This is a genomic window from Paenibacillus sp. TAF43_2 (assembly GCF_052113545.1).
Classification (GTDB): Bacteria; Bacillota; Bacilli; order Paenibacillales; family Paenibacillaceae; genus Pristimantibacillus.
Window position 1 is genome coordinate 26204 of the sequence record NZ_JBFRDK010000040.1, and the last position, 15537, is coordinate 41740.

At 43.8% G+C, this 15537-nt stretch carries 11 protein-coding genes; 4 read left to right on the plus strand and 7 right to left on the minus strand.

All coding sequences use genetic code 11. The annotated features are described in order from the left end of the window. Window positions 1-2: 2 nt before the first annotated feature. Window positions 3-1952 (minus strand): ABC transporter substrate-binding protein, encoded by a 1950-nt coding sequence (locus tag AB4Z17_RS11515; protein ID WP_441959828.1) that lies wholly within the window; start codon window positions 1950-1952, stop codon window positions 3-5. A 269-nt stretch (window positions 1953-2221) separates the two neighbouring features. Between AB4Z17_RS11515 and AB4Z17_RS11520 the strand changes: the two genes are divergently transcribed. Further along, window positions 2222-5770 (plus strand): Npt1/Npt2 family nucleotide transporter, encoded by a 3549-nt coding sequence (locus AB4Z17_RS11520; protein ID WP_441959829.1) that lies wholly within the window; start codon window positions 2222-2224, stop codon window positions 5768-5770. A 130-nt stretch (window positions 5771-5900) separates the two neighbouring features. After that, window positions 5901-6524 (plus strand): sensor domain-containing protein, encoded by a 624-nt coding sequence (locus AB4Z17_RS11525; RefSeq protein ID WP_441959831.1) that lies wholly within the window; start codon window positions 5901-5903, stop codon window positions 6522-6524. A 589-nt stretch (window positions 6525-7113) separates the two neighbouring features. Here AB4Z17_RS11525 and AB4Z17_RS11530 read toward each other — a convergent pair. The 5 genes from AB4Z17_RS11530 to AB4Z17_RS11550 all read right to left on the minus strand — a co-directional run bounded on the left by AB4Z17_RS11530 (window position 7114) and on the right by AB4Z17_RS11550 (window position 13373). Continuing rightward, complete coding sequence (locus AB4Z17_RS11530) at window positions 7114-7320, minus strand: hypothetical protein (RefSeq protein ID WP_441959833.1); 207 nt, start codon at window positions 7318-7320, stop codon at window positions 7114-7116. 417 nt (window positions 7321-7737) lie between these two features. Then, window positions 7738-7869 carry a hypothetical protein gene (locus AB4Z17_RS11535; protein ID WP_441907877.1) on the minus strand — a complete coding sequence of 44 codons (132 nt, stop codon included), beginning with the start codon at window positions 7867-7869 and terminating at the stop codon, window positions 7738-7740. Between the two features lie 283 nt (window positions 7870-8152). Beyond that, window positions 8153-9838: an ABC transporter substrate-binding protein gene (locus AB4Z17_RS11540; RefSeq protein WP_441907878.1), complete on the minus strand. Its 1686-nt coding sequence runs from the start codon at window positions 9836-9838 to the stop codon at window positions 8153-8155. A 105-nt stretch (window positions 9839-9943) separates the two neighbouring features. Then, entirely contained in the window at window positions 9944-11554 is a 1611-nt protein-coding gene (locus tag AB4Z17_RS11545) for a response regulator transcription factor (protein ID WP_441959835.1), read from the minus strand. Then, on the minus strand, window positions 11532-13373 hold the full coding sequence (locus AB4Z17_RS11550; protein ID WP_441959837.1) for a cache domain-containing sensor histidine kinase: 1842 nt from the start codon (window positions 13371-13373) through the stop codon (window positions 11532-11534). Before AB4Z17_RS11550 ends, AB4Z17_RS11545 begins: the two co-directional genes overlap by 23 nt. A 141-nt stretch (window positions 13374-13514) precedes the next feature. Here AB4Z17_RS11550 and AB4Z17_RS11555 point away from each other — a divergent pair, with 141 nt between their 5' ends. After that, window positions 13515-14465: an ABC transporter permease gene (locus tag AB4Z17_RS11555; protein ID WP_339207058.1), complete on the plus strand. Its 951-nt coding sequence runs from the start codon at window positions 13515-13517 to the stop codon at window positions 14463-14465. A 15-nt stretch (window positions 14466-14480) separates the two neighbouring features. Beyond that, the gene (locus tag AB4Z17_RS11560) at window positions 14481-15353 is read left to right on the plus strand and encodes a carbohydrate ABC transporter permease (RefSeq protein ID WP_441959839.1); all 873 of its coding nucleotides are present in this window, start codon (window positions 14481-14483) and stop codon (window positions 15351-15353) included. Window position 15354: 1 nt separating this feature from the next. Here the strand turns inward: AB4Z17_RS11560 and AB4Z17_RS11565 are convergent. Continuing rightward, a partial coding sequence (locus tag AB4Z17_RS11565; RefSeq protein WP_441959841.1) for a hypothetical protein occupies window positions 15355-15537 on the minus strand: 183 nt, incomplete at its 5' end.

Below are 15537 nucleotides of genomic sequence, written 5' to 3' on the forward strand. Positions count from 1 at the left end.
AGCTACTTTACATCAAAATAGGCAACAATTTCATCGAGCAATAAATTCGCAGCCTTGTAGCCTCCAGCAGAATTCCAAATCGCTTCATCTACTTTTATTACCTTGTTGTTTTGCACGACATTTAGTTTTTTGAATAACGGATCGTTCATCCACTCCTCTACCACCTTGGATGCATCGGTCTTCCCAGCTGCCTCCGTGACGAAGTAGAATAATACGTCTCCATCCATGCTTGGAATCGTTTCTTTGGACATCACTTCAATAAATGAATCCTTATCCTGTGACTCAGGCCGTGCAAATCCTAAATCATTTAAGAGGACGCCCGAGAAGGTTTGCTTCTGATAGATTCGTACCTGGGAAGCGGAGAAGCGTGCAACCGAAATTTTCGTATCCGCTTTGCTGCCTAGCTTCGCTTTCACTTCAGCAACACGCTTGTCGAAGTCAGCCATCGCCTTTTCGCCCTCTTCCGTCTTACCCACGGCTTCCATATAAAGCTTAAAGTTGATTTTCCAATCTCCAACCAAGTCCTCTGCGAATACGGTCGGCGCAATTTTGCTTAGCTGATCATATATTTTTTCCTGTCTCACCTTATTCCCGATTATTAGATCTGGCTTCAGGCTCGCGATCATTTCAATATTCGGCTGCAGTTCATCGCCTACAACGGTAACGTCCTGCATCTCATCTTTGATATKGTCGTACCAAGGGTCGCCAATCCAAGATTGCACCGCGCCGATCGGTTTAATGCCAACGGCAAGAAGCGCTTCCGTTCCTTCGTTCGTAAGTATGACAACACGCTCAGGCGCGCCGGTTATTGTTGCTTCCCCCATCGCATGTTTTACTACGCGGGTAACATTTGCTGGTGTGGAGTCGGTTGCAGCTGCTTCAGACACATTAGCGGTTGGTGCAGACGACCCTCCGTTTGTTGAACTCGTATTTGACGTACCCGCAGAGCAGGCGCTGAGAAATAAAACAAAGCAAAGCAATAATGATGCAGCCATTGGTGTTCTTGATCCTCTATACATTTTGAATATTCCCACTTTCTTGTATTGATAATGATTTTCATAACCATTACCACTATAACGCCTGATTCTGCGTGGGACAATTGTATATCTTGAACGATCCACAGGATTATTTTGAACCTTTGCTTTAAATTGACCAAGCGACATGCCTACATGTTTTTTGAACATGCGATTGAAATAGCTGTCATCGGAGAAACCTACGCTCTCGGCTATTTCTTGCAGCGTTGCATCTGTATTTTGCAAAAGCTCCTTCGCTCTGTCGATTCGAACAGCAATCAAATACTCAATGGGACTTTTGCCTGTCGCATGCTTGAATTTTCTTGATAAGTAACTGACGCTGCAATCCAGCAGCTCTGCAAGCTCGTCCAATGTTACTCGGTCTGAAGAGTGCTCATGAATATAACGAACCACTTGTGACACGAGGTCCACCTTTTGGGTCTTTACGTTTTGACTGCTCATTTGACTTAAAAGCTCATAGGCAAATTGATAGAATAGCATTTTTATATGTAATTTCTCCAACAGTTCCGGCTCACGCCATTCCTTGCTCATTAGCTCAACACTATGATATAAGGGGATCGGATAATGAGGTACAAAGCTATATTGCAGTTGGAATGGGTTCTCCGTCTCCATTAGCTTCATTAAAGGTTGGCGAGAAGGCAAAGCGAGAATAGCTTTATAAAAAATCAGATAATATTCAAAAGCATCATGAGCGGTAATATCCAGGCACATTCCTTTGCCGCCATGCAAAACATGAAATCGATTCACCATGTGCATCGTTCCATCCGACCACATCTGCGCACTGCCGCGAATCGCATAAAAAAAAGCGCTGGTTGGCAAGCGATACGATCGCAGCTCCTCGCCTGGTTCCATGACCGTATGCCGTATATCCATCACTTTGATCGAAGCATGATTCCATAACATTAGGTGATCACTCATTTTCATCGTGTCGGATCACTCCCTTCTCCCTGTGAAAGCATTACATATAAACATTCATTACCATTATAAATGATAACGATTATCATTTTCAATATCTGACAGCATAAATCATGACATTATTTTTAGCAAAGAATCTACTACTTGCTCCAAAAGAACATACGTATCGCGCAGTATTCTAGCAAATTTTGTTCCAATATGTATTTTCTTCATATATACTATTCTTCTTAAGCAATTGCGGGCAGGAAGAGAAACGGAGAGGAAAAAGTATCATGTCTAAGAAAAATATCGTTAATCCATTCACTCTGCTCTCACGTCAATTTCAATCCGATCGAACAGAATATAGCAAAATATTTTATTTATTCGGTTATCTGTTTTTCATCGTCGCTGCCTCTACTATCAGTCGAACAGCTGCAGATACTTTGTTTCTCAGCAGATACGACGCATCCGTCTTATCTTATATGTATTTGCCCCAAGCAGCCACCCTTCTCTTAACCGGATTTATATACCAAAAGCTATGCGGACGCTTCCGCACCGATCAACTCGTTGTTAGAGTTATAATCATTGCTTCTATGCTCGCGCTTCTCTCGCGTCTTGCTGTCGGAATCGGCTTTAGCTGGATTTTCCCCGTCATCTACATCGGATACGATGTACTAAACTTTTTGATGATCGTCTGCTTCTGGCAGTTTGCGACCTCCATTATGGATCAGCGCAAAGCGAAACGCATGATTGGTTTTGTAGGAAGCGGTGGACTTGTTGGCGGTATTTTGAGCGGCTTTGGTCTAAAGCTGCTGGTACAGCCGTTAGGAACCGAAAATTTAATCTTCATCTATGCTGCTGCACAGCTGCTTTGCCTGTTATTTGTCCTTAAGCTGCTGCGAGGAGTGCCAAATCCTGCCGAGTTTTTCGCGGTTAAATCTACTGTTAAAAAGTTATCCAAAGCACAAACGCGAGCCGTTGAAGAGAAACAAGGCTTATTCCAAAGCGTGCCTCATCTTAAATATGTGGCGATCATGGCCGGAACACTTACAATCTCGCTTACGCTTATTGATTATCAATTCAAAGTTATTCTTCGCGGCACCTTGCAAAATGAAGAGCTCGCCAGCTTTATGGGCAGCTTTTATGGATTTGCGGGATTGCTTGCGCTATTTGTTCAATTATTCATTTCCGGAAAAATGATAACCCGCTACGGTGTCATGACTGCGATTCTTGTTTTTCCGATCGTCTTGTTTACAGGAAGCTTCGCACTCCTCATCATGCCTGTGCTTGCCATTGCAACTGCAGTTAAAGCAAGCGATAAGGTGCTTGGTGATACGATATACTCCTCCGTAAGTCAGCTCATTATGTTTCCCGTTGCTCCCGAATGGCGCGGAAGAGCCAAAGGTTTCCTCGATGGCATTGTACGAAATGGTGCCAAAGGAATCGCGGCAATCAGTCTCATTGTGCTTTCGCAATGGTTCGCGATTGAGCAATTCAGTTATTTTATTCTTGCGTTGATTGGCTGCTGTATAGTTGCGGCGATAAAAATTAAGAAAAACTATTTAAGCATGCTTTTATCAACTCTGCAATCGAAAAGCATGGACCTGCAAGATGAGCCGGATTTCGTAGATCCAGCGAGCATTCAAATTTTAGCGTCAGCGCTGCATAAGCACGACAAGCAGCAGGCTTTATATGCTTTTGCGATTCTTAGCGGCATACAAGAATTTGATATGAATGAGCAGATCACGCCTCTGCTTCAGCATCCCGTTCAGGAGCTGCAGATCGAAGCGTTAAAATACCTTCAATTGAGCACGCCTGCCCTTGGTGAAAGGAAGCTTGAAGCCCATCTTTCTTCATCATCAGTTACCATTCGCGCCCATGCCATCCTTGCCTTATCTGCCTATGCGCTGGAAGAGCAATTAGATCGCATTACTGCCTATCTGCATGATGAGGATGTTCATATACGAGCAGCAGCCATCGTCGGATTAATTAAATATTACGGCATAGAAGGCATGTTCCAAGCCGTCGGCGTAATAAAGGAGCTGCTCAAAAATGGACAGGAAGAAGAGCGTATTGCCATGGCAGGCCTGTTCGGACAAATTGGCATTGCCAGCTTTTACAAACCGTTGATCCCGATGTTCGAGGACTCCTCCCATCTCGTTCGTATACGGGCATTGGAGTCTGCTTCCACATTGCGAGTACCCGAGCTGGTTCGGTTCATTATTCCACTTCTTGATGATAGCAAGGTCAGGCTTCAAGCTACTGCTGCATTAACAAGCTATGATGAAGCCATCATCATTCCTATACTTGAAAGCCGCATGACTGCGAAAGAGTTTAACCTTCATTTGCCACGCGTATTAGAGGAAATCGGAACACAAGCTGCACTAGATGCCTTATTGAGGCATTATTTGCTCTTTTCCAGCGAGTTTAGGGAGAAAGCACTTGAGTCTGCAACTCGGATTCATGCTGGAGCCAATCAGGTTGACAAAAAACATGCTGAGCATTTGATTGATCAGGAGATTTCCTATTATTTTAAATGGGTGGAGAAACTTGCACTTATCGGTAATACAAATCGCATGAGTGATCTAGCTGAGGCGATTGAACAGATGCGGGTTCGTCATGTAAAAAGAATTTTTCAGCTGCTGGCCTTTCTTTATGACTCAAGGTCCATTCACGCTGTGTATGCCAATTGGCAGGATGGCAATGCTAGGCAGCAGGCTAATGCCATTGAAGTAATTGACCAGCTGCTTAAAGGAAAATTGCGGACTGACATGACAAAAATCATTTCATCGTCTTCCACTCCCGGAGAAGAAGCTCCCTCAGAATTGCATGTTAAAGAAGCAATACAGTGGTTTTATGATCAAGGCGATCCTTGGATTAATCTAAATATTGATTATTTATCACAATCAAACGATAAGCTTGAGCAGGATTCACTTATGAAACAAATTCATTTGCTCAAACGTGTAGCGTTGTTTGCTGGTTTAACAGGTCGTGATTTCTACAACATCGCGATGCGCCTGCAAAAGGTATGGATAAATAAAGGAGTCGAAATCGTTCGCGAAGGAGATGCTGGTGACTCTCTCTATCTTATTGAACAAGGCCGTACAGGCATTTATATCCATGGCCACAGAATTAATGAGCTCAGCGCTTACGATTATTTTGGCGAGATAAGCGTGATCACGCAAAGAGTTCGCTCTGCAACCGTTATAGCGGAAGAGAATGTCGTCCTATACGAGCTGACTTCGAGTGCATTTTACGAAATGATTTTTGATCGAACCGAAATTGCTATGGAGCTGATGAAGCAGTTGTCGCTCCGATTGCGCAACACTAATGAGAAGGTGTCCAGAGCCATTGTGGAAGCTGCAATAGAAGATGCCGCTGTCGAGGATCATGCTCTTGCGTCAATTGAAGCTGAAGACCGAAACGAGACGATTATTAGGCGTATTCTTGTGCTGCAGAAGATTAGCCTTTTTGCCCACTGCTCACAAGAAGACGTTATAAAACTGGCTAGAATGGTGGAAGAGTCCGTGTATGAGCCCGGTGAGAGAATTTGTGGCATTGGTGAGGATGGTGACACCATGTACGGAATTATTGAGGGGAAAGTGCAAGTGCATAAGGGATCTGAGCAGCTTGCAACACTCGAGGTCGGACAATGCTTTGGTGAGATGGCCATCATCGACGGACAGCCGCGTTCAGCCGATTGTACAGCCATTAGCCGCACCATTTTGCTGGAACTGACTAGAGAGCAGGTATTTGCTTTTTGCTTCCAAAAAATTCATGTTTTAAAAGGCTTAATGCGCGTGTTGGTTGAGAGAACGCAGGATACGGAACGGTTGGTCTGAGTTTATTTTCCAAAAAAAAGATAAGAATACTAGACCAAAGTCGAGCACGCTATCCAGTCTTTGGATCAATGCTTAAGTGGAATGATCCCTCTATACTGAAGGAAGTGTTGGTAAGAGAGGGGTTCTATACATGCAAAAACAAAGTGCCGTAAAAGCTTGGGCCATGCTTCTAATGTCGCTTCCGAAAGGAATCATAGCATTTGTAATAGCTGTTGCAGGTTTATCAGTAAGCTTGCCGCTGATCATCTTATGGGTTGGATTGCCCATGTTGTGGGCGACACTTGCAGCGTGTCGCTGGATGATGGTCAAGGAACAACAATCTACTCTAGCTTGGTATCGAGGTAATTCCCAATCGCTTGATCGGGTAAACGATCAACTATCCCTTAGCTGGGAAGGCTCGCGGTCAATGTTTCGTCTTCTTGGAAAAGGTCAAACCTACCAAGGTATTCTGTACAGCCTATTGCAGCTTCCGATTGGTATTACCGGATTTACACTAGGGATTGTCCTGCCGGTTACCGCCTATGCAGTCATGTTTTCCCCATTTGCCTATAAGGTGAGTGCAGACTTCTTCAACTTTGATCTATTTCAGTCCACCTGGACCTTCTTTCCTTTTTACGCAGAGATTACTTCTGCACAGCGCTCTTGGATAGCTGGCGGGATCGGCTTAGTGCTCGTATTTGTGCAGCCGATGTTATTACGAGAGCTAGGACGCATGTATGCCGCATATATTCAGATGATTTCGAAGTCCATTTAGCCACTACGATACACCATACAAACTAACCCAGCACCTTTATTAGCACATTAACACGATGGCAATTGCGGTGCTGGAGCAGCTATTTTTTACGAATGCTGCATACTCGAAATGTCGGACATCCAATAATCACAAGCTTTAAACGGTGTTGGCATCCTTTAGCTTACATCTAACGGACATAGGTTCCGTTATTTCCAACAAGCACAACCTCAAAAACATTGCTGGGCATCATTTGGCTTACATCTAACGGACATAGGTTCCGTTATTTCCAACAAGCACAACCTCAAAAACATTGCTGGGCATCATTTGGCTTACATCTAACGGACATAGGTTCCGTTATTTCCAATAATTACTTCTAATCTGGATTTTAACGGACATAGGATCCGTTATTCTATTAAAAAAGCGCTAAATTCAAGCACTTTAGCCCAAATAACGGAACATATGTCCGTTAACTCTACAAAAACAGTCGATTCTACACAAATAAGCGCTCTGATGTCCGTTACGCTCAAGCAGGTCTGCTTCATCCATTCCACATTGTAGCGTTTTACACCGAATCATTTGCTACACACACAACATCCTCACCGTTCCGAACTCAAACGTCCGCTACAAGCAAGCCACCATTACTGTTCCACATAATGTTGCTCGCACACAATACTTCCACATCTCTAGTAGCACGATTTCCCTCCACACCCTCTCCCACACCCACACCACAATCACCGTTCCCATACAATAGTCCACTCAACCATACTTTTTGCTTCGTTCCGCGCTCGTTCGTCGTCACCATCACTCTTCCATGCACAATTGTTTACCACGCCACCTGTCGTTTTCCAAGCAAAATCGTCATCCACGTCACTCCCACTCCCACTCCCACTTCACAATCACCGCTCCACACATAATTGTTTACCAAGCCCACACTACCCGCATCTTTCGTAGCATGATCATCTTTCATGCATATACCCTTCAGACCTTTTTCTCACATTCATCCATATATTCTGCGTTCGAAATCTTTGACACCAGATCACCTCAAAAACATTGCTTGGCATTTATGGGCTAGCACCTAGCGGACATAGGTTCCGCTATTTCCAATAATTATGTCTAATCTAGAATTTAACGGACATAGGTTCCGTTATTCTAGTAAAAAGGTACTAATTTCAAGCACTTTAGCCCAAATAACGGAACCTATGTCCGTTAGCTCTGCAAAAACAGCAGATTCTACTCAAATAAGCGCTCTGATGTCCGTTACGCTCAAGCAAGTCTGCTTCATCCATTCCACATTGCAGCGTTCTACTCCGAATCCTTCGCCAAACACACAACATCCGCGCTGCTCCATGCCCAAACACACCACCATTACCGTTCCACACCCAATAGTCCACTACAGAATACCCGCTATCATAGTTCCACACATGAGCGTCCGACATTCATTCATTTAATCATTCACTTACTGAATTACTGACTTACTAACTATCTTACTCACCACCAACACCGCTCCATAAACAACCATCCACCTCCCACGCACCAGCCGCTCTATCCCCTTTTTTATCTTGTTGGTGCCACCCACCTCCTCCCCCATTCGCACCACACAACCCAGCACACACAAAAAAGCCCGCAGAAGACTCTGCGGGCCAAGATCTTTATTTCTTAGAAACGGATTGGAACCACTCATTAACTTCTTTTGTGATTTGGTCTCCGCCATTTGCTTTCCAGCTGGATACAAACTCATCGAAAGCATCAACCGGCAATTTGCCGTAGATGATTTTGTTGAACGTTTCCATCTCGGATTGACGCAGCAAGTTCCATTTCGAAACCATTGTTTCTGTTGCTGCACCTGTAAAGTAGTTTTGCTTGCGAATATCCTTTTGATCCATAACGACTTTTGCTGCATACCAGTTTTCAGGTTTGCGGAATTCAGCCGTTTGTTTCTCGTAAGGTGTTTCCGGAGCAGCTCCATCAGCAAGCTTAACCAAAGTTGTCATAAATAGATCAGGAATACGAGCCGGACCTGTTAGGAACGGGAATTCGTTCGTGAATCCAGGGATTTTATCCTTGTTGCTCGTTGGTTGACCGTCTACGATATCCCAGTCATAGCCTTGTGCAAAGCCATGCTCATATTTGCTGCCAACCGTAGGATTCGCTAGGTTTTCAAGCAAGTAGTTGTAGTACAAGAAAATAGCTTCCGGATGCTTCGCATCCTTGTTGATCATAATACTAGCGTTTACGCCAGAGTTCTGCCATTTTGTACCCATGTAACCGTCCGGACCTGCAGGTACCGGGTAAGCTTTATATTTGGAGCCTGGGACGTTTTTCAACAAATCTGGAGCCGGCCAATCTGGTACCCAGTTTGCGCCTGGCAAGATGCCTGCTGCGCCTTTTGTCCAGCTTTCTGCTGACTTGCCTTCATCCCACAAAGCGGAGTCTGCATGGATATAACCTTTGTTCATCCATTCTTGAAGCTTCGCAAGTGCTGCTTTTGCTCCTGGATTTACGGAACCGTATTCAAGATTTCCGTCTTTATCTTTGTTCCATTGCTCTTGAACAGAACCATAAGCACCGAATAACCAATCAAGTCCGCCCATCCAAGTGTTCGTAGCGCCTTTCAAAGAAATCGCTAGTGGATAAACATCTTTTGGCGCTAGGCCGTCAGGGTTTTCGTTTTTGAATTTGTCCATAATGACTTCAAGATCTGCAATTGTTTTTGGAGCCTCTAGTTTCAGCTTCTCCATCCAATCTTCACGAAGCCAAAGCAGCGTGTTGTCATTGTTCGTGTACTCCATCAATGGCACATTGTATTTCTTGCCATCTCTTGTAAAGGGATACCAAAGCTCAGGGTTTTTCTCAGCATGGTCCTTCCAAACTTTTGTTGCGTACTTGTCGAACAGCTCATCGATTGCAATAAACTGACCAGAATCGATGAGTTGGTTAGTCAATACAGCGTTTGTTGGTACCTTTACAAAATCCGGAAGCTTCTCGCCTGAAGAAATCGCAAGTTGAAGCTTTTGTCTGTATTGATCATCACTTGCTGGATACCAAGTATCCTTATGTTTAATACCAAGTGTTTCAAGCATCCAACGATCATGGACGTTGTTTTCCTTCGTATCGCCTTTACCGCCATAGTTCTTAATCGGCATCAATACGGTGCTGATTTCAATCGGTGGATCGTATTTGCCAGCGGCGAATGCGCTATCAGCTGTACTAGTACTAGTATTCGTTGAACCTGACTCTTCTTTGTTTGCGTTCTTGCCGGTATTACCGCTGCAAGCTGTAACGAAAACGAGTCCCAAAGCTGCAAGTAGAAGCCCTGCTTTTTTGAATTTAGCCATTTTTCTTTTCCCCCTACGGTGTAAGATCCTTACATGAGTAACTTTAACAATTTGTACGGGGGGGTATCTATAGGACATTGTTAGTTTCCATAGGACTCTGTTAGGCTATTGATTGCCGTCCCTATATTCCTGCGGTGTTACACCATACTGGCGTTTGAACACTTTGATAAAATAAGCCGGGTCCAAATAGCCGATTTCCATGCTAATTTCATAAATCTTTTTGCTTGTCGTTTTCAGCTTATGGCAGGCTCGTTCCATCCGCAGACGTGATATATAATCACTTATGCCTTCACCCGTCTCAATCTTATATATTTTGGATAGATGAGTAGGATGCAAATTCACATGGTCAGCGAGCGCTCGCAAAGAAACGTCTTCGTGAAGATGCTCCTCCGCGAAATTTTGAATTTTCCTCACATAAGAAGAACGTATATCTTTAATTTCACTTGAGGTGCCGTCCTTCAGCTTTGAAAGCACGTTAAGCGACCACTTGCGCAGCTTGCTGATCGATGTAAAAGCTTCTCCGCTTTGCAAAGGCTCCATATCTGCCCCTAGCAGCTTGACCAGCGTATGCCCATTCCGATGTGCCAGCTGTGTGAACGAGGAGGCGATCAAAAATCCAGCCTCCATGCAATGCTCCCATGAGTCGGACCATCTCTCGTCGAGCTCCGCGCAAACGCCCACCAGCTTATCCTCCGCAGCCTCCCAGCGCCCAGCCTCTAATAAGCTGATCAAAGACGGCGGCATATAAAGAGCGTCCAACGGACCATGCGATACGCTTGGCTCCATATCGCCAACCCGCATAACAAATTCTCGCTCGTCCCCTACGATTTGCCTAAAGTAAGCAAACGATTTGCGATAATTATCCTGAAGCTGTTCAGGAAACTTGAAAGATTCTGATAGTACGATGGATAAGGAGCCCTTCAAAAATTGTTTTACTTTATGCTGAAGCTGAATCGCAAGCTTCTCCAAAATCTTCTCTTTTCCAGGGATTGAACCCTTATCCTTCAGTTGAAGCAAGAACACCAAATAACCATGCTCCTCCTTAACTCCCCATACTTCAGAAAATTCACTGAAGATCTCTTCCGCCATATTGATAATGGCATATTCCATCAGCTGTTGACCGTTACTTGTATATTGCCCAAATTCCTCTTCCATACGTACGAGCAGCAATGTGCAGTCTCCATAGCTGAACGGCAAGCCGTAGCTTTCAAGCTTTCGAGTCCATTCATCAGCAGACATCCGGTAGCCTTTTAGCGCATCAATCAGCAACTGACCGCGCAGCAGCGGCAGGTTCTCCCTCAGCGTATACTCCGTCCGCTCCTGCGAGCTGACCGCTTCCCATTCCGCTTGCAATTGGTCAATCGCAGTCTTAACCGCGCTGAATAGCTCGTTATCCGACGGCGGCTTTAGCAAATAATCTACCGTTTGATTTTGGACCGCTTTTTTGGCAAATTCAAAGTCCGAATGTCCTGATAAAATAATACATTTCATTCTTTTATCGCGTTCCCGGATTTTCTCTATGAGTTCAAGCCCCGTCATTTCGGGCATTAAAATATCGGATATGACAATATCAATGGGATTCGTTTCTATAATTTGAAGCGCCTCATGTGCAGAGTAAGCTTTATGAACCTGCTCAATACCAAGTGTATGCCAAGGCTTGTGCATCGATAAATTCTCTACCCAGTGTGCTTCATCATCTACGATTATCATCTGCATGTTGTGTGTCTCCTTKTAAAGTAGGATAAGGTCTCTGTTCTTCTCCAGATGCTGTTTCCCATACGATTTCTGTCCGAAATCCTCCTAATGGCGATTTTTTGAAGCATAAATAAGATTTATCGCCAAATTGATGAATGATACGCTGATTCGTATTCCAAAGACCGCAGCCCATTTCCTCTTTCAATGGCTCGCTCATCTTTGTGTTCAACGCTTCAAGCACACTTGACTCAAGCTCCGGGCCATCGTCATCGATATATATTTTGCATAACCCGTCTGACATCTCGCCGGTAATTCGAATTTCACCAGATGTATAGGATTTTCCTATGCCATGAATGACCGCATTTTCTACGATAGGCTGAAGCATAAGCGGCGGTATGCGCTGCTTCAGCATTTCTGCTGGGATATCTATTGTATAATCTATTCTGCCGTTGCGCAGCTTCTGAATGTCCAAATAATTAATAAGTAATTTAATTTCTTCGTCCAGCGCGGCAGTTTGTCTCTCCGTTCGAGTCGTATAGCGATAATAGGCGCTTAAGTTGTATGCCATCGACACAACCRCTTCCTGTTCTTTCATCTGTGCCATATTAATTATATAGCCCAGGCAGTTATATAGAAAATGCGGATTAATTTGAGCCTGCAATTGCTTTAATGTCGCTTCCCTTGACCGAATTTTTTCATTCAGCACATTTTCAATTAAGTCCTGAATTTGTCGTGACATATCGTTAAAGCGGTAAAATAAAAATGAAAATTCATTATTTACGCTTGAGCTGATCCGAAACGAGAAATCCCCCCGCTGTACGCTTTGCAAACCTTTGATCAATTGCCTGATCGGCCGCTGCACATTACGATAAAGCAGGATGGAAGCAGATATGCCCACAACAAATAACAAAATCATCGAAACATAAAACAAATTGCGAGTGATCGATATCGGCTTCAATATTTGGTCGAGCGGAACAACGTCAACCAAATGCCAGCCCAAATAAGTGGATTTAACCGAGCTCACCAAATAGTTCTCACCATGCAGCTTCACTACCTGCTGTGTTGTGTCTTCCAGCGACTGCTCGTCCAAGTAGGAAACCAACTCTCCTGAAAGCTGTTGATCCGCACTGCGGTTCGTAATCGGAGCGTCACCTTTATGATAAAAAATCGGGTCGCCCTGTCCGCCTGATTTATAGGTGTCCAGCATGTTTTGAATATTTTCATAACTGAAGCTCGCTTCAATGACTAGATTGCTTCCATTCAGTTTTCCTTGCTGCCCATATGATTCGGTATAAAACCAATGAAAGTAACTGGCCTCATTATCAGCCTTGGCTTCACCATTGCCATAAGTCCATTTCCCGCTCATGTTTCGCTTTAAAAATTCCTCATCGTACTCAGCAGGATTGTTGTAATTTGATATCAACTCTTTGTTTTGCTGCGAGTATACAGTGTATCTGACTGGCCATATGTTAATGACGCCTGATTGCAGTGCCATCTTCTCTTGAACGATAAAGCGGGTCTGCATGCGGTCATAACGATCTTCCCATATTTTAAGCCCATTAAATCTCTGCACATTCGGATCTTTCGAGAATGTATTGGAGAAATCGACCATCTGATTAATCCGCGAGTCAATTTGACTGGACAAAAAGGACAACTGTCTCGTGTTCGATAGCTTAAGCTCCTTGCTGACAACGTTAAAGGCTACGTCATTTGAATACGTATACATGATTACAATGGGGATGAACAAAATTAAGATCAACCCATTCATTTTAGAAAACAGGCTAAACCGAGCACCCATCTTTCTTTTGACAAAAGCAAGACCGTTACTAATCTCCATCATTCATTCCTCCAGACGATATCCCCTAACAAAACCATATCAATCCTAACATTGTCCTATAGTCCAGTAAGAGAAATGCTTGTTACTATATATAGCAGGGTTTCTTATTATACACAAACCAATTTTATGGWACGGGGGATAGCTATGGAAGCAAACACAGAAAAGCAAGTGACTTTGGAGACCACACCACGAGCAAAAACAAAACACAAATATAAACAACCTTGGATGCTGCATTTCATGGTGCTGCCGGCGGTACTTTCGGTTTTCATCTTCTCCTATATACCGATGACAGGTATTATGATGGCGTTTCAAGATTATAAAGCTTCGCTTGGAATGATGGGCTCTCCATGGGTAGGCTTGAAGCATTTTGAATACATGTTTCAAAATGATTATTTCTTGCAAATTACGTGGAACACCCTATTTTTTGCTTGCTCCAAAATCGTGCTGAACTTAATCATTCCGTTCATTTTTGCTTTGCTTCTGAATGAAGTCAGGAACATGGGGCTCAAAAGATCAATCCAAACGCTCGTCTATCTGCCGCATTTCCTTTCCTGGGTCACGCTATCCGGAATTTTGATCGATATGCTCGCACAGACAGGAATCATTAATCAATTTATTAGCAATGTATTCGGCATTAAGCCGATTTTCTTTTTGGGCGATGGCGCCTGGTTCCGCTTCACCATTATTTTTAGTGATGTATGGAAGGAATTTGGATTCAATACGATTATCTTCCTTGCAGCGCTTGCCGGTATTAATCCAGCACTTTATGAAGCTGCTGAAGTTGACGGTGCAGGCCGTATCAAGCAAACGACGCATATTACGATTCCATCACTCATTCCAATTGCAATTGTAGTTGCAACCTTGGCGCTTGGTAACGTACTAAATGCAAACTTCGACCAAGTGTTCAACTTGTACAGTCCTTTGATTTATCAGCAGGGTGATATTATTGACACCTTTGTCTATCGTGAAGGTCTACTCAGCGGTCAATTCAGCTTTGCAACAGCCGTTAGCCTGTTTAAATCAGGGATCAGCTTGATTCTAATCGTAATCTCTTATCGTCTTGCTTATAAATTTGCCGGTTACCGAATCTTCTAGAAAGGGTGACAACGTATGCACCATAAAACACTGCCATACCGTATTTTCAGCATATTTAACAACGTGTTTTTGATTCTTCTTTCCATATTATGCTTGCTGCCGCTATATCACCTTCTCATGGTTTCCATGAGTGCGTCCGCTCCCGCCAATGCGGGATTGGTCACTTTTTGGCCGATCGGTTTCACATTAGAAGCCTATGCCAAGACGTTCGACAACAGCAATTTCCTAACTTCCTTGTGGGTGTCGACACAGCGGACCATCCTTGGTACGGCGCTTGCTATGCTAGTTAGTACACTTGCTGCTTATGCGCTGTCCAAAGATTCTCATATCTTCCGTGCTCGCAACGTTTATCTTTGGTATTTTGTCGTTACGATGCTATTTGCAGGCGGACTTATTCCAAGCTACCTCCTCATCCTTAAGCTCGGACTAATGAATACTTTATGGGCGCTTATTCTGCCAGGTACAGTCGGCGTTTATAACGTTATTCTTTTGCTAAACTTCTTCCGTACTGTTCCAAAGGATCTGGAAGAAGCTGCTTTCATTGATGGAGCCGGCCAGCTGCGTACTTTCTTCATGATTTATTTGCCGATCTCCTTGCCTGCGATTGCAACGGTTTCCTTGTTTATTATGGTCGGACATTGGAATTCCYATTTCGACGGTATCATCTATATGAAAGATGCTGAGAAGCTGCCTCTTGCAAGCTTCATGCAAACGATTATCGTTCAAAAGGATATGACTAAGCTTGATCCGCAAATGGTTGCCAATATGTCGCAAAGAACCATTAGCGCATCGCAGATCTTTATCGGCGCATTACCGATTCTATTGGTTTATCCTTTCTTGCAGCGTTACTTTGTAAAAGGGATTGTCATTGGTGCGGTTAAGGAATAGCTCATGCTACTTCCCAGCTACGATTAATAAAGTAAAAAGCAGCCCAATTGGGCAATGTCATTAAGTTAAGGTGTAAGTTCAATAGAATGCAAAAGAGCAGGTTATCAAAAAGATAGCCTGCTCTTTTTTTGCCCAAATGAGGAAAAAGAACTTGACAGGCGATTGTAAGTGTGTGGCGAAGCCC

Bases quoted from the DNA above. Each gene is read 5' to 3' on its own strand.
- AB4Z17_RS11520 (WP_441959829.1), top strand. From the start codon at position 2,222: ATGTCTAAGAAAAATATCGTTAATCCATTCACTCTGCTCTCACGTCAA.
- AB4Z17_RS11525 (WP_441959831.1), top strand. From the start codon at position 5,901: ATGCAAAAACAAAGTGCCGTAAAAGCTTGGGCCATGCTTCTAATGTCG.
- AB4Z17_RS11535 (WP_441907877.1), bottom strand. From the start codon at position 7,869: ATGGTGGTGTGTTTGGGCATGGAGCAGCGCGGATGTTGTGTGTTTGGC.
- AB4Z17_RS11540 (WP_441907878.1), bottom strand. From the start codon at position 9,838: ATGGCTAAATTCAAAAAAGCAGGGCTTCTACTTGCAGCTTTGGGACTC.
- AB4Z17_RS11545 (WP_441959835.1), bottom strand. From the start codon at position 11,554: ATGCAGATGATAATCGTAGATGATGAAGCACACTGGGTAGAGAATTTA.
- AB4Z17_RS11555 (WP_339207058.1), top strand. From the start codon at position 13,515: ATGGAAGCAAACACAGAAAAGCAAGTGACTTTGGAGACCACACCACGA.